This window comes from Maridesulfovibrio salexigens DSM 2638 (genome assembly GCF_000023445.1).
GTDB classification, from domain to species: domain Bacteria; phylum Desulfobacterota; class Desulfovibrionia; order Desulfovibrionales; family Desulfovibrionaceae; genus Maridesulfovibrio; species Maridesulfovibrio salexigens.
Genome location: NC_012881.1, coordinates 2,238,958 through 2,261,837 on the forward strand (window position 1 = coordinate 2,238,958; position 22,880 = coordinate 2,261,837).

Below are 22,880 nucleotides of genomic sequence, written 5' to 3' on the forward strand. Positions count from 1 at the left end.
CAATTTAACTGAACCTACATCAGACATACTGGAGGGAGTATGCTGCTCAACGAACATTTAAGTAAAGTACTGCTCAAAGAGGCCGCCGGACTTCCCGTACCCACCGGGGTGAAAATCACTGAAAAAGATTTGCCCGGACTGGAACCATACTTTCCCCTGCCGTGGATTCTGAAAGCTCAGGTTCCTGTAGGTGGTCGAGGCAAGGCCGGTGGTATCCAGAAAGTTGATTCGCGGGACGAATACGAAAAAACCGCCCGCCAAATCCTCGGAATGGAAATCAAAGGCAACAAGGTCCCCTTCCTGCGGGCCGAGCCTGCTGTAGACATTCGTAAGGAATTTTATCTTTCGCTGACTCTTTCCCGCCAGCGCCGCAAGGTCATCATGACAGTTGGACGTGAAGGCGGAGTGGAAATCGAAAACATGGGCCCTGAAAACCTGCTCATTCAGGAAATCAGCCTTCCCGGAGGATTACAGCCCAACCAGATTCGTGCTGCCTTTTTCCATATCGGCATCGCTAAAGAACTTTTTGTCGATTTCAGCAACATCGTTAAAAATCTTTACAACACCATGATCGATTACGGTCTGCTGCTGGCTGAAATCAACCCGCTGGCCCTGACCGGATACGGCAAACTGCTCGCCCTCGATGGTAAAATCGAAATGGACGACAACATCGTCGACCTCAACCCCGCTTTTGAAAAATTCTATCAGCCGGAGCATTCAACTCCAGTGGAAAACATCGCCCGTGATGCCGGAATGAGTTTTGTATCGCTTAAGGGCTGGGTAGGTCTGATCGCTAACGGTGCAGGTCTTGCTATGGCCTCTATGGACGCTTTGAACTTCTCTGACCTTCCGGCAGCAAACTTCCTCGACCTTGGGGGTGCTGCGGACCAGAAACGCATTGAAACAGCCCTGCGGCTGCTCTTTGATGATGATCAGGTCAAAGCAATCCTGATTAACCTCTTCGGCGGTATCCTTTCCTGTGAGCTGGTTGCCAAGGCCCTCGTAGCGGCTCTGGGCGGCAAGGAACCGGAAAAGCCCATCGTGGTGCGTATGTCCGGTAACAGTGCAGAAGAAGGCCTTGAAGTGCTCAAGCAGGTTAAAGGCGACAAACTGCACCGGGCCAGAAACATGCAGGAAGCCCTCGACCTGCTGAATAAACTAAAGCCCGCTGATCCGCCTAAAATAGAATTCCCGGAACCAATCGCAGCAATGCCGGATTCACGTCCCAAGGACATCGGCTATAAATCGCCGCACACCTTCGGTATCGACAAAGACACTCCCATTCTAGTACAGGGAATCACCGGAGCTGAGGGCCGTCTGCATACCAAGCTTATGCTTGAATACGGCTCCAACATTGTTGCCGGAGTAACCCCGTTCAAGGGCGGTCAGGAAGTGCTTGGAGTTCCGGTATACAACTCAATCAAGGAAGCACAACGCCACCACGAAATCGGGGCCAGTATCATTTTCGTACCGCCTAAGCTGGCAACTGACGCCATTTTGGAAGCGGCCTCCTGCGAAGTTCCGTGGGTAGTCTGCATAACCGAAGGCATTGTCCAGTCTGCCATGCTCAACGTGCTGGAACAGATCAAAGGCGGCAAAACCCGTATTGTAGGTCCCAACACCCCCGGTATGATCGTGCCCGGACAGACCAAGATCGGTATTCTGCCCACCACTCCGTTCTCTCCCGGTCCGGTTGCGGTCCTTTCGCGTTCCGGCACCCTGACTTACGAAGTGGCTGACCGCCTCAATCAGGTAGGCATCGGACAATCCCTGTCTATCGGTATCGGCGGTGACTCATACATCGGCACCACCTTTGCGGATGTTTTCGAGATGCTCAGAAACCACGATGAAACCAAGGCTGTTATGGTTCTAGGTGAAATCGGCGGTACTGCGGAACAGGATCTCGCAGACTACGTAATTGAAACAGGATTTGACAAACCCGTACTTTCCTTTATTGCTGGGCAGACCGCACCTCCGGGCAAACGTCTGGGCCACGCAGGTGCGATCCTTCAAGAAGGAACCGGGGTACAGGGCAAGCTTGAAAAAATGCGCGCAGCAGGATTCACAGTCTGCCCCAGCCTTGAGTCAATACCACAGCTGACAGCAGACGCACTTGGAATTAAGTTAAGTGAATAAAAACATATGCTTCTTCAATAGCAATAAAGCCTGGGGCGGCGGGGAAAAGTGGAACCACCACTTCTCCCTGCTCCTCCGGGATCAAGGTTACAACGTATTCGTAGTAACCAACCATAAATCAGAACTCAAAGCCCGCCTTGAAAACGAACCGGGTATCACCCTTCACAGCGAGCCAATCGGAAATCTTTCCTTCCTGAATCCCGTTTTAATGGGCCGCTTGAAGTCTTTTTTTAAGACCAACGACATCCAGACTCTGATCACCGCCCTACCCTCCGACCTCAAAAGCGGAGGCATAGCCGCCAAGCGCGCCGGGGTTAACCGCGTAATCTACCGCAGAGGAATCGCTGTTCCGGTTAAGAACTCAATCCTCAATCGTTACATATTCAAAAACGTTGTTGACCGCCTAATTGTCAATTCCCTTGAGACTAAACGGACCGTTCTAGCCAACAACTCCGCGCTAATAGATGAAAGCAAAATTCGCCAGATTTACAACGGCTTCGACGTTGCTGAGTTTGATAAACAGAATTTTTCGCCGCTCTACACTCCAGAGAACGGAGAGGTCGTAATCGGAAATGCAGCACGTTTAACCGCCCAAAAAGGTCAGAAACATCTCATCGAGTGCGCAAAAATCCTCAAAGAAAAGGGCCTGAAGTTCAAAATACTCATCGCCGGAAAAGGCGAAATGGAACAGGAATTAAAAGATTACGCCACAGAATTGGACGTAAGTGACAAAGTTTCTTTCCTCGGTTTCATCAAAGACATGAAAAGTTTCCACGCTTCGCAGGACATTTTTTGCTTACCATCTTTATGGGAAGGATTCGGTTATGCCCTCGTGGAAGCAATGACTTTGGAGAAACCTGTCGCGGGTTTTAACATCAGCTCCAATCCTGAAGTTGTTGCAGACAGTGAAACTGGAATTCTTGTTCCGGTAGGAAATACCAAGGAGCTGGCTGGTGCACTTGAAAAAATGATTCTTGATGAAGAACTAAGAAAGAAGATGGGTGCTGCCGGACGCCAGAGAGTCTTGGACAATTTTAATACGCCGTTGGTTTTGCAAAAGTTGGTTAAGGTTGTGGAGGAATAGCTCAACCTTTTTAGGTTAATGTCAATTTCATTCTATATCAATTAAGATTGCTCTGACACTGTTAATTGTGTTCAGATGTAGCAAGAATTATTGATCTGGAGTGAATAATGACCGACCTGAAAGAACAGCTTTTTGCAAATGCCGAACAGTGGGGCGCGGACCTGATTGCAGTAGCGGACACAACCCGCATGGCAGGCATGGAAACCCGCCCGGACGATCTACTGAACAATTTCCCGCGAGCGATTTCAATTGCCGTACAGCTTGCTGACGGAATCATCGATACTATAGTCGACACTCCCACTGAAATATATTCGCAACACTACCAGCGCGTAAACGCCCTGCTCGACAACATAGCCTGCCGTGTAAGCAGCTTTATCCAAAGCAACGGCGGAAAAGCACTACCCATTCCGGCCAGCCAGATCCTTTGCGAAGAGCGGTTCGTTTCATATATCTCGCACAAAGCAGTAGCAATTAATGCCGGATTAGGCTGGCAAGGCAAATCATTATTACTGGTTACTCCGCAATACGGACCGCGCATTCGGCTAGTAACGATCCTCACAGACTTGAATATTGCAGCAGACGAACCGATCAAAAACCGTTGCGGAAAGTGCACCAAATGCACCGACGCTTGCCCTGCCGGAGCAATTAAAAACGTCAATACCGAGCTGCATTATTCATCCCGCAATGAAGCTGTTAGCTTATCTGCCTGTGTGGATCATTTGAATAAGGTATCGGGATATGGGAATTTGATGCCGTATATTTGTGGGGTTTGTGTGGCTAGTTGTCCTTGGGGGAAGAAAAAACGACAGCCCCACCAAGGAACTGCCGTTCAACAAAATCCATAAAACTAAATCCAATCCAACCGCCCTACTGATCGAACTCCTCAATAAAGCGCTTGATCTCCTGACGGGCCCGCTCAACATAACCGGGAAATACCGCTTTGCAGGTATCGGTCATTTCCATGGACCAGTCAGTATAGTTCTCAGGCTCCATGCCTAAGATGCGCATTTCCGGACGCTTGCCAATTGCTCCGGCCATATTCAGGGAATCGACCAGATCAATGTCGTGCAAGGACAGACGCTGCTTCTCGTTGTCGATAATATCTTTTTCCTCAAGATAGTAGACTGTGCCGCCGTCCTTTCCGCCATGGACGATATCGAGCACTAGCAGGCCGTCGTAGCCTTCCAGAATATGAAAAATATCGTGGGTGAATGTTCCGCCGTCCACCAAGTGGACATATTCGGGCCATTCTTCTTTCTTCAGTTCTTCTACAGCATGCACCCCGACGCCCTCATCGCCGAGGAGGATGTTACCAATCCCAAGTACCAACAGTTTCTTCATTATGAAATCCTTAGATGATGCGCTTTCGCGCTTTTGACGAAAGATTTCGCCTCAGGTGGCCAAAGAGAATAAGCCCCTTTTGATTCCGTGATAGTTTGAAATAAAACAACTGGAAACTCCACCTCAAAATCTTCATACGTACAAATTTACCCGTATGAAAAAGAAACTCCCGGCCCCAGTTATACTGAGCCCGGGAGTTTATATACAGTGAAACGTCGTTACGTTAGCAACCTTCGCCTACGTGAACAACATGTTCTTCACCGGTCTCTGCGTGCAGCACGTGCACGGCACAACCCAGTCACGGGTCAAAGGATCGAATGATCCTTGAGATGTCAACAGGGTTCTTCGGATCAGGAACCGGAGTACCTACGAGAGCTTCCTCGATGGTACCGCGATGACCTTTGTCATCACGAGGGGTGCTGTTCCAGAGGGTCGCGGGGATCATCTGGTAGTTCGCAGTCTTGGAATCCTTGATGTTGATGTAGTGCAGCAAGGAACCGCGGGGTGCTTCGGTAAGACCGAGACCTTCTGCGGACTCAGGAATTTCAGTCTTGACGTAGGTTTCTTCGCCGGGCTGAACTTCTTTGAGCCATGCATCCTGGATTGCGTTTGCAACCATGTAAGCTTCTTCTGCGCGTGCAACGTGGCGGCCCATGAGGGAGAATGCCATGTCTTCGCCCAGATCGCGGAACATCTTGGCTTCAATGCCGAAGAGATCCTTGAGCTGTTTTTTACCCATGGGGCTGAGCTCGGGGTTATGAACCCACATACGTGCAAGGGGACCAACTTCAACAGCTTTGCCGTTGTAGCGGGAAGCCTTACAGAAGCTGTAAGCGTCCTTCTTGTGTACATCCGGAATGGTTTTACCTTTGCTCGGATGCAGGTCGGAACACTCATCAGTGTACCATGCGTACTTGGTGTATTCCTTGATGAGTTTCTGATCGAAACCAGCATCTTTACCATCGATGTAAACACCGGGCTTGAGCAGGAATTCGGACTCAGCATCATCCATGGGGAATACGCCGTAAGCCATTGCGTTTTTGTAACCGCCACCGATCTTGAACAGATCTTTGTAAACGGAACCGATAAGGTAAACGGTGGGTACGTAGGTTTCTTCAATGAATTTCTGAACCTGCTTGAAGCGGCTTGCGTATTCAGCGAGCTTTTCTTTGGTCGGAATTTCAGTTGCACCACCAACGACCTGACCGGAAACGTGAGGCATTTTACCACCGAAAAGAGCTACCATTTCATGGCAAATACGGCGGATTTCAAGAGCCTTAACGTACTGGTCAACAGCTACCTTGTTGGTTTTTTCATCGAGACGCAGGTCAGGATGTTCGAAGCGGGGGACAAAGGGAGCTTTGCCGGGACCGCGTACGAAGTCCAGAGCTGCAAGATGATAGAAATGCAGAATGTGAGACTGCAGGTAGTTAGCACCGAAAATGAGGTTTTTGGTTACGCGACCGTTAGTGGTCAGCTTAACGCCAAAAGCATCATCAAGAGCGCGGGTAGAAGCAGTAGAGTGAGCTGTGGGGCAAACACCGCACAGACGCTGGGTCAGCTGAGCTGCATCGCGGGGATCACGTCCAATAAGGATGTTCTCGAAACCACGGTACATGCCGCCGGAGAGCCATGCGTCGGTTACTTTACCGTCTTTAACTACGACCTCAGCCTTAAGGTGACCTTCGATACGGGTTACCGGATCAATGGCAATCTTAATTTTCCCGTCTTTACCGGCGGGTGCATGAGATTTTGAAGACATAAGGAATAATACTCCTTTTCCGGTTAACCGGCTTCGTAGAAGGGGGACATTTCATCCGGGAATCCCGGTTCTACACAGCCAATACATACTGAGTTTTCAACACACCAGTTAACGCCGCCATTCCATTTGCGTTTGAAGCAATCGGAGTTGGCGCTGGGGCCTTTACAGCCCAGCTCGTAACGGCATTTAACAGGATCGGTGAAGATTTCAGCATATTCATCGTTGTCGAACGCCTCAAGATAGGGGCAGTTGTCATGGATGTTTTCACCGAAGAAAGGTGTAGGACGACCGTTATCATCAAGAATCTTGACAACTTCAGCCAGACCGCCCTGCAGTCCTTTTGCTTCAATGGCATTGATAGCGACAACGAGGGTGCCTACCATCCAGTCAGGATGGGGAGGACAACCCGGAATGTTAACAACGGGAGTCTTCACGCCGTTTTCTGCGAGGAAATTGGTTACAGACATGGAGCCGGTAAGGTTTCCTTCAGCAGCGGGGATACCGCCGTATGCAGCACAGGTACCAACGTTTACAACCACGGCAGCATTTTTAGCCATTTCGAGAGTGGCTTCAGTCATGGTGTATTCTTTGTGGTCTGCTCCTGCACCAACGATACAGTAGTGGCCGTTCTCAGCTGTGGGAACGGAACCTTCAACAATAACGATGTACTTGCCCTTATTAGCTTCAGCCTGACTCATCATGTAATCCCAGGCTTCGTGGCCTTCGGAACCCATGATAGTCGGATGGTAATCAAGGTTAATTACATCAAGAAGAACCTCTGCGATAGAGGGGTGCACTGAGTTAAGAATGGATACTGAACAACCGGTGCAGCCCTGTCCCTGCAGCCAGAAAACGTTCGGTACAAACTTTTTCAGCGCGTGCACAACACTGGGGTTGAACATCTGGGAAATCCCAAATCCAGCCACAGTTCCTGTGCACATTTTCACGAAATCTCGCCTGGTCAAACTCATCCCTACCTCCTTGGTGGTTGCCGGCGTAGTAAGGCACTGTCCTTACTAAGTAAAAAAAACCGCCACGGCGACGATATTTTTCAAAACCAAATACACACTCCAGCATTTTTCGTCAACAATATCCGATACAAAATTGACACATGTATAGATAAAACAAATACCACGTATAGACATATTCTTTTTTTACAATGAAGCATGTTGAACCTTACGCCCGTTTATGTTTAATGTGGGTGCGAGTACAAACGATGTACGACGAAAACGATTCAACAATTTAAGGATATGTAATGGCTAAGAAAAAAAGTCGTATCGGACAGATTCTCCTACTGATGATTCTAGCTGCTGTAATTGGCACAGGGGCTTACCTGCTCTACAAGGATACTACAGCACCCCAGGCAGCTTTGACTCCGGCGAACGGATTCGTCACCTATGAGACCCCTATCAACGTAAATATCAGCGACACACAATCCGGACTTAAGGCGGTTAAGATCGTACTTTCTCAAGGAGAGAAAAAGCTGACTCTCACTGAAAAGAATCTTCCCAAAGGAAGCTTCGATTACAATGAAGACATTCTGATTAAGAAAAAACAGATTAAGGAAGGACCGTTTGAACTGGCAGTTTGGGCTGTTGATACCTCCCTTGCCGGATTCGGCAGCGGTAATGCTGTAATTGCACGAGGCAACTACACCCTTGATACCATCGCGCCTAAAATTACCGTTCAGACCACAACCCACAATTTTAATCAGGGCGGCTGTGGACTGCTGATCTACAATGTTGATGAAACTCCGTCCAAAACCGGTGTTCAGGTTAACGATGATTTCTTTCCGGGCTATAAGCAGCCGGATGGAACTTATGCCTGCCTTTTTGCAATGCCCTACTACACCGACAAAAAAGATTTTAATCCGGTGCTTATTGCGGAAGATGCGGCAGGCAATGTACGCAAAGGTTCATTCTGGTACCATGCCAACGGTAAAACCTACCGTCATGACCGTATCAACATTTCCGACCGTTTCCTGAACACTAAAATGCCGCAGTTTGAGGGAGATTATCCCGGTCTGCCCAGTCAGGTGCAGCTTTTCCTGAAGGTAAACCGCGAACTGCGCAAGAAAAACCGTGCCGAACTCCATCGTGTTGCTAAAGAAACCTCCCCGACCTTCCTTTTCGAAGGTAGTTTTAAGAGACTGCCCAATGCTGCAACCCGTGCAGGATTCGGCGACAAACGCAGCTACTACTATTCAGGTAAAGTCATCGATAAGCAGACCCATCTGGGAATTGACCTTGCCAGCACCCGTCAGGCTCCGATTCCGGCTGCAAACAACGGACGGGTTGTGCTTGCTGAATCAGACTTCGGCATCTACGGCAATGCAGTCATCATTGATCACGGCCTCGGTTTGCAGAGCCTCTACTCTCACCTGAGCCAGATTAATGTAGAACCCGGAGATATGGTTGAGAGAGGCCAGATTATCGGTAAAACCGGAGCCACAGGCATGGCTGGAGGAGACCACCTGCACTACGGTGTCATATGCGCCGGTATCCCGGTTAATCCTGTCGAATGGTGGGATGGACGCTGGATCAAAAACAATATCACCAGCAAATTGAAATAAAAAACTAAGGCTATTGAAAAAAGAAAGTCCCGGACAGAAATTGTCCGGGACTTTTTTAATTGGATGCTTTTTTGATTTCCTTAAATCCGCACAAGATAAAACCTGCTAGTATTGCCGTGATCGGTGCAACCAGCACCAAGCCGACACTCCCTACCAAAGTTCGAAAAATCTCCGCCGCCACCAGCTTAAAGTTAAGCATACGGGTAAAAGATGTTCCCTTGGTGACAAAAAGCATTAGCATGGTCAGGTAACCGCCGGAATATGCCAGCAGTAACGTGGTAGTCATTGTTCCGGTAACCATACGACCAACGTTGAATCCGGACTTGATTAATTCATTGCGGGTAATATCGGGCTTCTTATCCAAAACTTCATTCATGGAAGCGGCTACATCCATTGCAATATCCATAGCTGCACCTGAAGCACCCAAAATGACCGAAGCATAAAAGATATCAAGCAGATCCAGTGTGTAGTGACCGGAAAAAATAAGCATGGTCGCAAACGGCGCTGTCATGCCCGCCATCTTGAGTTTCGCCCCAAAGAAGAGAGTCAGCCCCAAAGCCAGCAACAAGCCGCTTAGAGTTCCCAAAATAGCCACCACAGTAACCCGCGAGAATCCCGCAACACATGTGATGATCACTACAGTGAGCAACGTAAGAGTAACTACAGTCAACAGGATCGGACTGCCGCCGCCGAGCAAGCCGGGTATGAAAAATTTCCAGATGATGTAAAAACTGGTGATAAAGCTGAACAGGGCTTTGAGTCCGATTGAACGGGCATAAATCAGCAGAATAACCACAAACAGACCGAACAGGGCCAGTTCCCAACCCTGCCGATACTGGTTAACAGCACGCGCTTCCACGGCTTTTCCGTCATTGATGCGCACAGCCATAAGTATGGTATCGCCGGGATGGAAGATTTCGTCCATTTCCGGCTGCCCGGTTAACTGGTTGACGCCGATGACAGTCTGACCTTTAACCTCACCTTCCATTAAGATCGCGGTTACGTGCTGCCCGCCGATACGGGCCGTTCCCATTTCCACCAGTGCGGAGTTATCCACACCGGTAACAGTGGCGCGCAACTCATGCATGCCCGAGTACGGATCAGGACCAGCGTGCTCATATTTCAGAAGTCCGATAATTCCGACAATCATCAGGACAAAAAATATCGGAGATATAAACCTTTTCATGGACACCTCATTAATAAGCAGACAGCTGAGAAAGTGCCAGATGCAAGAAACTAAAAAAAGACTGGAACGATGCGTATACAGACATACGTGAGTTTCAGCCTTTTTTGCAGTGACGCCGCAGATGGTGCTTTATCAGCTGTCTGAGGCCCCCGCCCAAGCGGGGACCTTATCAAAACAGATTCTTTCAACTAATATAATTACTTGTTGTAAGGAATCTTAGCGTATTTTTCCTGAGGACCGTAGGTTTTACCCAGCAGAGCCTTGGAATCGGTGTGCTTGACGTCAGAAAGCTTAACTTCCATGACTTCAGCCATACGATTGGGGATATCGGTGTTATCGATGAAGCCGTTGAACTTCTCGGCACCTACACCGATGGAGGTTGCGGGAATGAATGTTCCGGTGTGAACGAAAGAGGTCCAGAACATGCGTGCACGCTGAGAAATCAGGTCGGTAACAGCAACCATAGTCGGGGTGTAAGCATAACCGTAGTTGGTCTGCTTGTCCGCAGGCAGGTGCTGGTTTTTGTCCTGAACAACCATTGCATCAGCAAGGATTTTGTCTTCAGCAGGAGTGCGATCAGTCAGGCCCCACTCTTTTTCAACGTATGCGATGAAAGCAGCGTGACGCTTTTTGAGATCAGACTCTTTCGCACAGAGCTTGTTGTAGTATCTGTCGAGGTTATCTTCAGCGGAAACCTGAACTTTTTCGAGTTCTTTGAGGTTGAGGAAGTAACCCTTGGAGTCCATGGAGATACCCAGAGCAACACCACCGGTTTCGTGGTCGGCAGCTGTTACGATAAGGGTTTCTTCAGGGTGCTTCAGGTAGAAGTCGTATGCAACTTTAACTGCTTCATCCATAGCGATGGTGTCCATGATAGTGGACTTTGCATCGTGAGCGTGAGCAGCGTGGTCAATACGTCCGCCTTCAACCATCAGGAAGAAAGGCTTGTCCTGAGCGGAGAGAGACTGAACAGCCTTCTCGGTCAGTTCGTAGAGAGCAGGCAGTTTGTTTTCGGTCATCTTGCTGTTACGGCGCTCAACTTCGTAAGGAAGGTGGCTGTAGGTCAGAGCTGCGAAAACCTTTTCGCCTTTTTTAGGCTTGTAAGCACGGAAAGCATCGCGGGTGGAATCACCAACGAAAGTCTTATAGCCTTTGTCTGCAAACATCTTAACTACGTCTACATCGTCTTTACGCTTGGACTTCAGACCTTCAGCATTGTCCTTTGCAACGAAATGGCGGTAGCCGCCACCAGCGAAGAAATCAAAGCCGGATTTGGCCTGATCGATAGCAATTTCGTTTGCTGCGTTACGATCGGGGTTGTGAGCAGAGAAAGAAGCAGGAGTAGCGTGGGTAAGACGGGTGGAGGTAACGATACCTACAGCGTAGCCGTTTTCCTTAGCAGCTTCAGCGATGGACTTGATGTTGGAACCATCGGGAAGTTTACCGATGTAGCCGTTTGTGGTTTTGAAACCACATGCCAGCGCGGTACCGCCTGCTGCGGAGTCGGTGATCAGGGTGTTGTCAGAATAAGTGGTAACCAGTGCAGACTGAGGAAAAGTGTTCATGATCAGCTTAGCTTCAGCGTCATTCTTTTCCATTTTGTTGTACAGTTCTGCTGCCATCCGCTGGGTGGGTCCAAGACCATCACCGATGAAGTAAAACACGTACTTGGGCGCACCTGCAAATGCGGTAGCCGCAACCATTGCCAGACAGACCGCCAGAACCAACGGGCGAACAATCCTTCTAAACATTTTCACATTCCTTACCGTTTAGAGTTATGCTTCATGCTGAAAAAACAGCACGAAGCTGCAATGCTCCCCTCGTAAAAATTCACAGCATCACTCCACGCCGCAAATCAACGAAGGTCACAATTCAACATTGCATATAGGTAATTGCGAAGTTCAGGCAGGATCAGCCCGCATTTTAATGATCCTCCGACTCCCAAAAAGGAGCCCTTCAAAACCCACAGCAACAACACAAAATTTCTGCTTTTTTATGAGAAATTTGAACCACTTTAGAGTTATTAAAGTTATTGTCAATAGGGGTTTTGTGACTCAATAACGAGAAAAGATCGTAACACAACTGTAACAAACTGAAATTTCATTTCTATTTCGTGTTGAAAAAATTAACTAAAATTAGAATTATTTTCTTATTAACGTCAATTTCATCGTCAAATGAGCCAAATCTGTCTCATTTCGAAAGTTTCACACCATAAACGTCAGCCTAAAATTCAAATACGAACCAAATTAGTTCATATTTGAAAGACTAATTATTCATATGCTCATCAGATTTGCAAACATGCCGAGGCAACACCATTCTGGTGGAATCAACTTCGCGAACCCTGCAAACATCTTCATAAATTTCATCAAGAATGCTGTCACAAAATATTTCAGAAGGCCTACCCTTGCTTACAAGACGCTGCTTTCCAAGGACGACCACATTGTCGCAAAACCAGAGCACATGGTTCGGATCATGTGTGCAAGCAACAATGGTTGTTCCATTATCAGCAATCTGCCTAAGTATATTCATAATTTTCAATTGATTGCTGAAGTCTAATGCAGATGTTGGCTCATCAAGGAAAAGCAACGGAGTTTCCTGCGCGACAGCCCGCGCAATCAATACCATTTGGCGCTGCCCTCCGCTGAGACGGCTATAGGGCTCATCAGCAAGCTCGCTGACCCCGATAAGCTCCATAGCTTCCATTGCTTTCAGCTTGTGATCTTTTGAAACGCCAAAGAAACCGGAAATATGCGGAGTACGTCCCATAAGAACAACATCCTTGACCAGATATGGAAATGGAGGTTTATGCTCCTGTGGCACATAGGAAACCATCTTAGCCATTGAACGTATGGATTCGCGACCAATATCACGACCATTGATATGGATATTTCCGGAGCTGCTTTTCAGAAACTTCAGACAGCATTTGAATAGCGTTGTTTTGCCGCATCCGTTCGGCCCAAAAAGGCCGCAAATCTCGCCTTTTGCAACTTCAAAATTGATGCTATCCAACACCCTGTAACCATTATCATATTCAAAAGACAAATTTTCCACTTTCAGCATACTTATCCTCCGAAGGCAGACTTGCCTTTACTTCTCAGTAAATAGATCAGATATGGTGCACCGAGTATTGAAGCGACAATCCCAACCGGAATTTCAGACGTAGTGAGGTTGCGGGACAGTGTATCGCAAAAGACAAGATACATGCTGCCCATAATAGCCGCTGCAGGCAGCATGAACCTGTGGTCAGGCCCGATAATCATTCTTGCTGCATGGGGCATCATAAGACCTACCCAGGCAATAATTCCGACTACGGAAACAGAAAGTGCAGTCATGAGAGTAGCCAACAGGATGAAAATTGATTTATAGAATTCGGGATTAATCCCCAGTGTGCGGGCTTCTTCGTCACCCATGGAAATTATATTCAGCTTCCAGCTCATTGTCAGCAGCAGGAATGTTATCGCAAGCACCACCGGCAGAACCAATTCAACATCTTTCCAGACAGCGTAGTAAAAACCGCCCATAAGCCAGAAAACAATCTCACGCAGAGCAGCATCTGCCGCGAGGTACTTCAGAATTGAAAGCATAGCTGAAAACAACGCCCCGACAATCACCCCGGCCAGAATCAGTGTTACGATTGGAGTCTCTCCACGCACACGGGCCAAGCCATAAGCTCCGAAAACAGCTACCAATGAAAAAACAAAAGCCGAAAGCTGCAAGGAGAACAAAAAGGTAGGCAACACAATTGCTAACGCAGCACCGAACGCTGCACCCGATGATGCCCCCAAAATATAAGGTTCCACTAATGGGTTTTTAAAACACCCCTGAAACACTCCCCCAGAAATAGCCAAAGCCGCACCTACGCCTGTAGCCAGCAGGATACGGGGCATTCGAATATCCCACACAACGGTATTATGCAGCCTGCTTATTGCGGAAACATCACCACCAGGAAGAAGGTGAGCAGCGAGAACATCCAGTACATTTGTCAACTTTAGCCCAAACGGGCCGACTACAGCGGAACCGGCAATCGTCAACAGCAAACAAATGAACAGCCCACCGACAATCAGCCCCTTGCTTCCTTCTTTAAAATCGCAGACAGCGGGAGAAACCTCCCCGCTGTCTGCAACTGCTGAATATGAACTTGCCATAGCGGCTTACCAGCCCTCTTCCACTGTCCAGTCCAACCACTGGGTTGAACGTAATCCCCGGGCAGCAGATTCATCGGCGCCGTAAACGTTCTTATAGAAGTCGAGAACCCATTCACTGATTTTAATATCCTTGAACAACTCAGGATGGCAGGCTTTTGCCATAATCATTATTTCAATCGGATATTCAATACGCTTGGCGCAATTGCAGGGAGTCCATGGAAGTGCCACTACCCTGCGATTCTTCACCGCTTTCAAGCCGGAAAGACGGGTGTAATAAGGAGCGGTATAAAGTTCCTTGGGAGGATGGTAGCCCCATGCAGTAGGCAGTACGATAACATCGGGATCCATAGCGAAGACCTGCTCGGTGTTAACAACTGAAAAACTGCCGCCACCTTCATAGGCATTTCTGGCTTTGACTATATTCTCTAGGAAATATGACTCAATAGTATCTTTGCCATGCGTTGTTCCTGCTCCGCCTTCACCTCGTGCTTTGGGACTTAAACCGAACAGGAGAACTTTAGGTCTTTGTTCCTCTGTTACCTTTGCCGTGCGTTCACGAACCATATCAACTACACTTTCAAGGTACTGAGACAGCTTCAATGCTTCCTTGTTTTTATCAAAGACCTCACCGACAACCCGGATTTCTTCGCTGATATTCTTGATATCAGGTGAACAGAAAGCAGGAGGACCGTTGAGCACAACCAGCGGAATTCCAAGCGCTTCAATCATTTGGATATGCCTTTTCAAGGCCTCGCTTTTATTTTTGGAAGTCTTTGAATAGCAGGAACCGACTCGCAGAAAAATCAAATCAGGTTGCAGCTTGGCCAGCTCTTCAAAATTGATGGATTTACCGTAGGTGGACATATAGGGAAGCCCCCTAAGCCACGGATTCAAGAAACTGACCGGATTGGTACCGTTCATGTAAGTATACTCCTCACCATTAACAGTGGGATAAGAATACTTAAATACTTTCACCGGACAATGAGACCCCAAAGCAATGATCCTGTCTTGAACACCAAAAACTGTCATAACTCCGGCGCTGAAACCGTCATCAAGAGTTATCACCCTTTTAGGAGAAGCTGGAATTTCAACCAGTTTCCCCCGCATATCTGTAACCATTTTTGTGTCAGCCATGCATGCAGCGGCCATACCTGCAACTAAAGCAAGACTACAGATCACAATTCGAAAAGACTTCACCACATACCTGTTTTTATCAACCTTCACAGCAGAATACTCCATAGTTAGTTAGCGATTAATTTTATGAATTTGGAATATGTAACACTGCTAGCTTGTGAAAAATGAAGTGTCAATTTGTTTCGGCGGAATAAACGCTCACTCTTAATCTAAGACATTTTGTCAGGCTCTACCGTCTAACCGAAACTTCAAAAATCGATTATTTTTCCTAGCTGATCAGATTTGAGATCACTTCGCTTCAAGCATCCTCTTGAATTATTGGAAATACAATTCAACGGTCCGTATTTTGTATAATTTCATACGACAAGGGGAGAAAATTTCCGCAACTCAAAGGGAAGGTGGAATATGTGGAAATCAATAGTAGTTACAACAGCCCTGCTGTTCTTCGGCTCTAACAACCTCTTTGCTGCTGACTTCGGGTATATTGAAGAAAATAAACCAAATGAAAAACAAACAGTCGCAAGTATGGAAAAAGAATTCTCATTTACAGACTTTGTAACGGGATTAGACATAACAGATGACATGAAAACAGGGTTAATTTTCGGCCTGGATAACCAGAACATAGATTTACATGCCGGGCCTGACGCACCTCCCAGCTCTATGGGGCTTGGATTGGGATTCAGCTTCAGCTTCTAATTAAATATCTTCGACCTCTCTACTACGCGCCAGAAAACAGACTCTGCGGTTGCTTTACGACCTCCTCCCTCAGCCTGTCCATTTGTCAGAATCACAAAGTAATATCCACGGAATTTAAAAGCCAATGAGGTATAGATGCCGGCAAAATTACCATTATGCCCCACTGCTGTGTATTTGCTCATAATGCCGAGTCCATAAGATATTCCATCATAAGTAACGGGCCTGAAATCCATTTGTTGGGAGTGAAGACCGGAACTTATCCCGAATCCATTTAAATATGCCTTGATCCAAATCATCATATCAGCAGCTGTGGAAACACCGTTCCCGGAACACCATGCCCATGAGGGATTGATCTTCAGACTCAAATCTTTAATTTTCCCGGTCTGGGGGTTGTAGTCATGGCCCCGGGCAAACGGCTCGGCTATATTGGCACTTTTTACGGGAAATGTAGTCGATTTTAAATTCAGTGGCCTGAGTATCCGCTGATACACCTGACTTTCAAAATTCTCACCGGTCACTTTTTCGATGACCAAGCCCAGAAGTACATAATTTGAATTGTTATATTCAAATTCCCTGCCTTCCCTACAATGATCTTTATGTCCGAATTGCAACAGATGTTCCGGACTCCAATGTGTCCACGGCCTCTCCCTGAACAACTGCAAGAAATCCTTATCAATTGTAAAATTACCCAGACAACTGCGCATCTGCAATAGATGACGAATGGTGAGAGGATTACCTGCCGTCACTATATCCGGCAATATTTCAGACACCTCGGTATCAAGGCTGATTTTACCTTCATTTACCAGCATGAGAATTACCGAAGCCACAAAAGTCTTGGTAATGCTGCCTATGCGGAATTTAAGATTATTCCCCATAGGCTTACGGCTTCCGATCCTGCGCACCCCCGCCCGAAAAGCCCAGACCTGCCCTTGCGGAGTTTCAACCATCATCACCGCACCGGGAATTTTCAAATCCCGAATGGAGTCGCGCAAAATCTGATTTAGATCATTATGTCCGGAAGCTTCCGAGCATATATAAATCGTCAGCACAAAGAGAACTATAAAAGCAGCAGTTATTGCGCGGCGAAACTTGCACGCGAACTCACAACCTTTATATATCCGATATTGATCTCTCATACTTAATCATAGCATGAAAGCCTGCATAGATGGAATCGCAGTGTCTTTGGTTCCAAATAAAAAAAAGGATGCCCCGGCAGGGACATCCTTTTCAAAATCAATTTGTATCTAAAACCTAGTGCGGCTGAGCCTGATACTCATCCTTGATCAGGTTGAGTGCAATGGGAGTGGCACTGTCACGCCCGCGGAACAGCTCTTCAGCGGTGAGGTTATCCAAAGCACAACTAAGCACTTCATCCATATTTTCCACCGGAATAATTTCAAGATCCTTAAGGATTGCATCAGGCACATCCTTGAGATCCTTCTTGTTGTCGATGGGGATAAGCACAGTCTTGGAAAGACCTCTGTGAGCAGCGAGCAGCTTTTCCCTTAAACCACCGATAGGCAGAACGCGACCACGCAGGGTAATTTCCCCGGTCATAGCCAGATCATGACGAACAGGAACGTTCAGGAACGCAGAGGCTATAGCAGTACACAGGGTAATACCGGCTGAGGGGCCATCCTTGGGAGTAGCTCCTTCGGGAACATGCACGTGAATATCAATTTTCTCATGAAAATCCGGTTTCAGCCCGAAAAGATCGGAACGGGAACGGATATATGAGAGTGCGGCCTGTGCAGATTCCTGCATGACTTCACCGAGCTTACCGGTAATAACCACTTTACCTTTACCAGGCATAAGCACGACTTCAACCATGAGCATTTCACCGCCCACCTGAGTGTAAGCCAGACCAGTGGATACACCGACCAGAGATTTATCTTCACTGGCTCCGAAACGGAATTTGTGCACCCCGAGGATTTTGCTCAAGTTAGCTGTAGTAACATGAACACTTTTGCTCTTGTCATCGGATTCCACAATCTGCATAGCAGTCTTACGACAAACCTTGGCAAGCTCACGCTCAAGGTTACGCACCCCGGCTTCCCGGGTGTAAGTGCGGATGATATCGATCATGGCATTATCGGAAATGGCAAGGTTATCTTCCTTGAGACCATGTTCCCCAACCTGCTTGGGCAGCAGGAAATCCTTGGCAATATGCATCTTCTCGGTTTCGAGATAACCGGGAAGATTGATTATCTCCATCCTGTCCTGAAGAGGCAGCGGGATGGAATGAAGGTCGTTTGCTGTGGTGATGAAAAAGACCTTGGAGAGATCGTAGTCAAGATCAAGGTAGTGATCGTTGAATGTTCCGTTCTGCTCCGGATCAAGCACTTCAAGGAGAGCCGCAGACGGATCTCCTCTGAAATCAGTGCTCATCTTATCCACTTCATCAAGACAGATAACCGGGTTACTGAATTCACAGCGCCTCAAGGACTGGATTATCTTACCCGGAAGCGCACCGACATAGGTACGGCGATGACCGCGGATTTCAGCTTCATCACGGACTCCACCGAGAGAAAGGCGCACGAATTCGCGACCCATTGCCCGTGCAATGGAGCGGGCAATAGATGTTTTACCAACACCGGGAGGGCCCGCAAAACAAAGGATAGGTCCTTTGATGGTTTCAACCAAAGCCTGCACAGCCATGTATTCAAGGATGCGCTCTTTGGGTTTCTCAAGACCATAATGGTCTTCATCGAGAATTTTGCGTGCTTCGGCTATATCCAGCTTGGTCTTTTTGTATTTGTTCCATGGAAGCTCCATAACCCAGTCCACATAGTTGCGGACAACGGTATACTCGGCAGAGGAAGGAGCCATCTGGCGCAATTTTTTAATTTCTTTGCGCACCCGCTCCCGGGACTCTTCTTCCATGTTCTTTTCATTAAGCTGCTCTTCAAGTTCATGGGCTTCAGCCTGAGGATCATCCTCACGGCCCATTTCCTTGTTGATAGCCTTGAGCTGCTCGTTGAGATAGTACTCACGCTGGTTCTTTTCCATCTGCCCTTTGACACGGTTTTTAACCCGTTTTTCAATGGACACAATTTCAATTTCACCGAGCAGAAGCTCATAAACCGCTTCCAGCCTTTCAATGGGATCAATCATCTCAAGAATGCTCTGCTTCTTAAGAAACTCCACCTTAAGGTGAGGCATAATTGAATCAGCAAGCTTGCCGGCTGTACGGATAGTTGAGATCGCCAGAATAGTCTCGGGAGCAATCTTCTTGTTCACTTTGCCAAATTTTTCAAGGGCTTCGTGAACAGAACGCACCAGAGCCTCGGTTGTATGCTCTTCAGCCGGAAGATCATCAACCCTGTCGATATTCACCAGCGGAAAATTCTCACCGAAAACAACATCATCAGAATCAGGATTCCAGCTGGCACGGTACATTCCTTCGAAAAGGACCTTGATTGTGCCGTCAGGAAGTCTGAGCATTTGCAGAATCTTACTGACAGTCCCTACCCGGAAAAGATCTTCCGGTTCGGGTTTTTCTTTCTCTGGGAATTCCTGAGTGACCAGAAAAATCTTTTTATCATAATCGGCTATAGCTTCTTCAATCGCTTTGATTGAAGACTCCCGACCGACAAAAAGAGGCACAATGGAACGCGGGAACATGACAACTTCCCGCAGTGACATCATCGGAAGAATATTCTGTTCAGTGGATGTATTGCCACCTTCAAATTCTGTGGACGACATTTATCCTCCTGCTTTTAACCCGGAAACGTCTTTAAACCAAACGAGAACAAACACTACGTCCGTTCACAGGATGGACACCTAATCAGGTAAAAAAGTTATGTTGGAACGTCAGTTAAACAAATAACAGCGACGATTAATTTTCAAAAAACAACTTATAACCATACAGAAACATGAAATAATACCTGCTTCCATTTTGTCAAACGACAAATCGTTATTAATTACATTATACATGAAAATAAACAGCTGGCGATGCCAACAACACGTATCGGAGCAAAATTAAGATTGATTACCCTGATAAGTCCTAAAATGTTAATTTTCCGAAATGCATGGACAGGGTTGGCCGAAAACAGACTGCTGAATCGGCAAAGAAATTACAAACTTTGTCCAATTTCCCGGTGACGAATATACTTCCATATTTCCGTTATGCAGATCTGCTATAATGAAATATGAGATGGCAAGACCAAGCCCGGTTCCTTCACCAACTTTTTTGGTGGTATAGAAAGGTTCGAAGATACGTTTCCGCACATTCTCATCTATCCCCTGTCCGTTATCTTCGATTTCAATATTAACCCAATCTCTCTTTTCATAGGCCCGGAGTATAAATGTCGGTCCCCCGCTATCATAACTCTTTGAAGTCATTGATTGAGCACTGTTTTTTAGCAAATTCAAAAAGACCTGCTGAATCTCGCTGCCTTCACACAAAACAGTGGAAATATCATCTTCAAACTCTCGTATTATTTCGATCTTCTTGAAATCATACTTAGTTGAAAGGTTGTATTCATTATCCGCAAGCTCAATTGTGTTATCCAATAACTCTGAAAGGTCATGCTGTTTAAAATTATCCTGATTCTTGCGGCTGAAGCTAAGCATATTCCTGACTATTTTTGCGGCTCGGTCCACTGAAGCTGTTATGCCGTTAATGATCTTGGGTATGTCACGGTCATGCATATAACCATGCAGATCCTCAAGATTAATATTTCTGGCTTCAGCTGCTCTTCTATTGCTCTTCAAATCGCCTAAAACGCGTCTGGTAATATTCTGGGCTCCCTGTGCAATAACTCCGAGCGGATTGTTAATCTCATGGGCCATGCCTGCTGCAAGCCCGCCGACAGATAACATTTTCTCATTCTGGACCAGCATATCTTCGAGCCTTACCCGCTCCGTAACATCTTCAATCTGAACTACAACACCGTCCTGATCCCCGGCGGAAAGTGGATAGATCATTATGTCATCATAGAAGACATCTCCATCCTGCTTGCGGGAGACTCTGGGGTCTGTCCAAACTTTTTGACTGCTCAATGAATCCCTAACCTGTTTCATATATGGTGAAAGTCGGGGAAACACCTCTTCGACCAATCTTCCCACAGCCTGCTCATCACTGATTCCTGCCACTTCCGAAGCCTTCCTGTTCCAACGGGTAACCCGCCCTTCTCCATTCAGGCCGACCAGAATAACAGGCATGGAATCGATAATGCTTTTAAGCTGATTGCGAAGGTCTTTGATCTCTTCAAGTGAATTTTTCAACTCAGTAATATCAGTATGAGTGCCGATCATTCTTATAGCCTTTCCGGACTCATCCCTTTCCACGGCATTACCACGCCCAAGAATCCACAACCACTTACCGTCCTTGGCCTGCATCCGAAATTCGACTTCAAAATTCTCAATTTCATTATTGATACATTTGCTATTCACATTAAAAGCATGAACACGATCATCTTCGTGGATAAGATCTACCCATGAATCAACATGCGAAGGCAGTTCATTTTCACCATATCCAAGCATAGCTTTGTAGCCGGGGCTGTAATACACATCGTCAGTTTTAATATTCCAGTCCCACACACCATCCTTATTGGCAGCCATTGCAAGAGCAAAACGTTCCCTGCTTTGCCTTACCTCTTCCTTGGCATTGCGCAATTTCATATAAGCTATGGATAAAGCGATTGAAAAAACAAGCAGTACGGCAATAACAAAAAAAGCTGCAATTATCTCAATTTTATGGACTCCCCACACGGACTCATTTTCATTTAAAATGAGAGAATTAGCAGGTAGCTTGGAAGACTTGATTTTAAAACGGTCAAGGACAGTCCGGTCAAAAATAAATCTATTGGCATCCCCCCCTTCTACTACAGGGATATCTTTAACCGCCTTTCCTGATAAAATATCCAGAGCAATACGTCCTGCGATAACTCCCTGCTCATAGTGAGAAATAACCTTTCCACCGATAAGCCCTTTACCCATGCCATGTTCGTAAAGATGGAAAACAGGGCGACTGCTGCTTGAAAGAATCTCCTGCAATCCCTCTTCAAAAGATTTTGCAACTCCATCCTTATCCCGGTATGCGGAAAGCAGAAGAACCGCGCTATCGTTAGGAAGTCGGCCAAGGACCTCTTTCATTTCCGACCAGTTCATTCTGTTTAAGGGAATCTCTACAAGCTTAATGTCCGAAAATTCTACACCCAGTTTATTTGCTGACTGCAAATCGGCTTGTCCGCTAGGAGTTTCATCAACAACCAGATATACAGTTTTGACTCCGGGTATTAAGGCAGCGATTCCCTGAAGATTCTCCCGCATCGAGACAGCCTCTATCACTCCGGTAACACTCTCATTATCATCCATAGAGCGAGCCAAAGCCTGATTATTTACCCCACAAAAAACAATCGGGGTATCCGGGAAAAACTCTTTTCTATTTTTTAAAACAAAATTTAAGGCATTATCATCTGAAGTAACGACTATGTTATATTTATCCAAAGAAGTGAGCTTAGTTTTAAGCATATTATGGAAAGCGGAAAGATTCTTTTTATTCATGAACCTCTTAGAATCCATAAATTCTACATCAAGATGAATTCCTGCCGGGGAAAGTATAGACTTAAGACCATTAATTTGTTCAAAAAAAGTAGGAAAACCGGGATGGTAAGAACTAATAAGCAAAGCATGCGATTTTGCAGCTGAAACAGCAGGGCAAAAAGAAAAAATCGCCCAAGAAAATAAGGCAACAATTATTATGAGCTTCTTCATGAACTGGCCGACCTGAAAAGTATAAAAATTAGTTTAAAGTTTTTCATACGCCATTACTCGGATAAAGCCAATCCCATATAATATAAAAACACCCTTTCTCATAA

General features: G+C 46.7%; 16 protein-coding genes. 5 read left to right on the forward strand and 11 right to left on the reverse strand.

Features of this window, described 5'->3' with window-relative positions:
• Nucleotides 1-39 precede the first annotated feature (39 nt).
• From sucD to DESAL_RS10270, 3 genes are all read left to right on the forward strand, one after another.
• Nucleotides 40-2,136 carry a succinate--CoA ligase subunit alpha gene (sucD, locus tag DESAL_RS10260; RefSeq protein WP_015851921.1) on the forward strand — a complete coding sequence of 699 codons (2,097 nt, stop codon included), beginning with the start codon at nucleotides 40-42 and terminating at the stop codon, nucleotides 2,134-2,136.
• Complete coding sequence (locus DESAL_RS10265; RefSeq protein WP_015851922.1) at nucleotides 2,129-3,220, forward strand: glycosyltransferase; 1,092 nt, start codon at nucleotides 2,129-2,131, stop codon at nucleotides 3,218-3,220. Before sucD ends, DESAL_RS10265 begins: the two co-directional genes overlap by 8 nt.
• 107 nt (nucleotides 3,221-3,327) lie before the next feature.
• The gene (locus DESAL_RS10270; protein ID WP_015851923.1) at nucleotides 3,328-4,065 is read left to right on the forward strand and encodes a 4Fe-4S double cluster binding domain-containing protein; all 738 of its coding nucleotides are present in this window, start codon (nucleotides 3,328-3,330) and stop codon (nucleotides 4,063-4,065) included.
• 22 nt (nucleotides 4,066-4,087) lie between these two features.
• Here DESAL_RS10270 and hysD read toward each other — a convergent pair whose 3' ends face one another.
• The 3 genes from hysD to hysB form a co-directional block, all read right to left on the reverse strand.
• Nucleotides 4,088-4,561, reverse strand: a complete 474-nt coding sequence (hysD, locus tag DESAL_RS10275) for a NiFeSe hydrogenase maturation protease (protein ID WP_015851924.1) — start codon at nucleotides 4,559-4,561, stop codon at nucleotides 4,088-4,090.
• A gap of 223 nt (nucleotides 4,562-4,784) precedes the next feature.
• Nucleotides 4,785-6,323, reverse strand: coding sequence for a NiFeSe hydrogenase large subunit HysA (gene hysA, locus DESAL_RS10280; protein WP_081434589.1), 1,539 nt, complete (start codon nucleotides 6,321-6,323; stop codon nucleotides 4,785-4,787).
• A 23-nt stretch (nucleotides 6,324-6,346) separates the two neighbouring features.
• Complete coding sequence (gene hysB / locus DESAL_RS10285; protein WP_015851926.1) at nucleotides 6,347-7,294, reverse strand: NiFeSe hydrogenase small subunit; 948 nt, start codon at nucleotides 7,292-7,294, stop codon at nucleotides 6,347-6,349.
• Nucleotides 7,295-7,578: 284 nt separating this feature from the next.
• On the opposite strand from hysB, the gene DESAL_RS10290 reads away from it, so the two are divergent.
• Nucleotides 7,579-8,895, forward strand: coding sequence for a peptidoglycan DD-metalloendopeptidase family protein (locus DESAL_RS10290; protein ID WP_015851927.1), 1,317 nt, complete (start codon nucleotides 7,579-7,581; stop codon nucleotides 8,893-8,895).
• A 55-nt stretch (nucleotides 8,896-8,950) separates the two neighbouring features.
• Here DESAL_RS10290 and DESAL_RS10295 read toward each other — a convergent pair whose 3' ends face one another.
• The 5 genes from DESAL_RS10295 to DESAL_RS10315 all read right to left on the reverse strand — a co-directional run bounded on the left by DESAL_RS10295 (nucleotide 8,951) and on the right by DESAL_RS10315 (nucleotide 15,450).
• A complete protein-coding gene (locus DESAL_RS10295; protein WP_015851928.1) occupies nucleotides 8,951-10,081 on the reverse strand; it encodes a YibE/F family protein in 1,131 nt (376 codons plus the stop codon).
• A gap of 197 nt (nucleotides 10,082-10,278) precedes the next feature.
• On the reverse strand, nucleotides 10,279-11,832 hold the full coding sequence (locus tag DESAL_RS10300; protein ID WP_015851929.1) for an alkaline phosphatase: 1,554 nt from the start codon (nucleotides 11,830-11,832) through the stop codon (nucleotides 10,279-10,281).
• A 514-nt stretch (nucleotides 11,833-12,346) separates the two neighbouring features.
• Entirely contained in the window at nucleotides 12,347-13,141 is a 795-nt protein-coding gene (locus tag DESAL_RS10305) for an ABC transporter ATP-binding protein (protein WP_015851930.1), read from the reverse strand.
• 2 nt (nucleotides 13,142-13,143) lie between these two features.
• On the reverse strand, nucleotides 13,144-14,226 hold the full coding sequence (locus DESAL_RS10310; protein WP_015851931.1) for a FecCD family ABC transporter permease: 1,083 nt from the start codon (nucleotides 14,224-14,226) through the stop codon (nucleotides 13,144-13,146).
• A gap of 6 nt (nucleotides 14,227-14,232) precedes the next feature.
• Nucleotides 14,233-15,450: an ABC transporter substrate-binding protein gene (locus tag DESAL_RS10315; protein ID WP_015851932.1), complete on the reverse strand. Its 1,218-nt coding sequence runs from the start codon at nucleotides 15,448-15,450 to the stop codon at nucleotides 14,233-14,235.
• A gap of 315 nt (nucleotides 15,451-15,765) precedes the next feature.
• Between DESAL_RS10315 and DESAL_RS10320 the strand changes: the two genes are divergently transcribed.
• Nucleotides 15,766-16,056 (forward strand): hypothetical protein, encoded by a 291-nt coding sequence (locus DESAL_RS10320; RefSeq protein WP_015851933.1) that lies wholly within the window; start codon nucleotides 15,766-15,768, stop codon nucleotides 16,054-16,056.
• On the opposite strand, the gene DESAL_RS10325 is transcribed toward DESAL_RS10320, so the two are convergent.
• The 3 genes from DESAL_RS10325 to DESAL_RS10335 form a co-directional block, all read right to left on the reverse strand.
• Nucleotides 16,053-17,192, reverse strand: a complete 1,140-nt coding sequence (locus DESAL_RS10325; RefSeq protein WP_015851934.1) for a serine hydrolase domain-containing protein — start codon at nucleotides 17,190-17,192, stop codon at nucleotides 16,053-16,055. The genes DESAL_RS10320 and DESAL_RS10325 overlap by 4 nt on opposite strands.
• Before the next feature lie 115 nt (nucleotides 17,193-17,307).
• The gene (gene lon / locus DESAL_RS10330) at nucleotides 17,308-19,761 is read right to left on the reverse strand and encodes an endopeptidase La (protein WP_015851935.1); all 2,454 of its coding nucleotides are present in this window, start codon (nucleotides 19,759-19,761) and stop codon (nucleotides 17,308-17,310) included.
• Nucleotides 19,762-20,070: 309 nt separating this feature from the next.
• Nucleotides 20,071-22,566 (reverse strand): ABC transporter substrate binding protein, encoded by a 2,496-nt coding sequence (locus DESAL_RS10335; protein WP_245543736.1) that lies wholly within the window; start codon nucleotides 22,564-22,566, stop codon nucleotides 20,071-20,073.
• Between the last annotated feature and the right edge of the window lie 314 nt (nucleotides 22,567-22,880).

Excerpts from the sequence above, each read along its gene's own strand:
- sucD (WP_015851921.1), top strand. The coding sequence starts at position 40 with ATGCTGCTCAACGAACATTTAAGTAAAGTACTGCTCAAAGAGGCCGCC.
- DESAL_RS10305 (WP_015851930.1), bottom strand. The coding sequence starts at position 13,141 with ATGCTGAAAGTGGAAAATTTGTCTTTTGAATATGATAATGGTTACAGG.
- DESAL_RS10290 (WP_015851927.1), top strand. The coding sequence starts at position 7,579 with ATGGCTAAGAAAAAAAGTCGTATCGGACAGATTCTCCTACTGATGATT.
- DESAL_RS10300 (WP_015851929.1), bottom strand. The coding sequence starts at position 11,832 with ATGTTTAGAAGGATTGTTCGCCCGTTGGTTCTGGCGGTCTGTCTGGCA.
- DESAL_RS10335 (WP_245543736.1), bottom strand. The coding sequence starts at position 22,566 with ATGAATAAAAAGAATCTTTCCGCTTTCCATAATATGCTTAAAACTAAG.
- hysB (WP_015851926.1), bottom strand. The coding sequence starts at position 7,294 with ATGAGTTTGACCAGGCGAGATTTCGTGAAAATGTGCACAGGAACTGTG.
- hysD (WP_015851924.1), bottom strand. The coding sequence starts at position 4,561 with ATGAAGAAACTGTTGGTACTTGGGATTGGTAACATCCTCCTCGGCGAT.
- DESAL_RS10310 (WP_015851931.1), bottom strand. The coding sequence starts at position 14,226 with ATGGCAAGTTCATATTCAGCAGTTGCAGACAGCGGGGAGGTTTCTCCC.
- DESAL_RS10320 (WP_015851933.1), top strand. The coding sequence starts at position 15,766 with ATGTGGAAATCAATAGTAGTTACAACAGCCCTGCTGTTCTTCGGCTCT.
- DESAL_RS10325 (WP_015851934.1), bottom strand. The coding sequence starts at position 17,192 with ATGAGAGATCAATATCGGATATATAAAGGTTGTGAGTTCGCGTGCAAG.
- DESAL_RS10270 (WP_015851923.1), top strand. The coding sequence starts at position 3,328 with ATGACCGACCTGAAAGAACAGCTTTTTGCAAATGCCGAACAGTGGGGC.
- DESAL_RS10295 (WP_015851928.1), bottom strand. The coding sequence starts at position 10,081 with ATGAAAAGGTTTATATCTCCGATATTTTTTGTCCTGATGATTGTCGGA.
- lon (WP_015851935.1), bottom strand. The coding sequence starts at position 19,761 with ATGTCGTCCACAGAATTTGAAGGTGGCAATACATCCACTGAACAGAAT.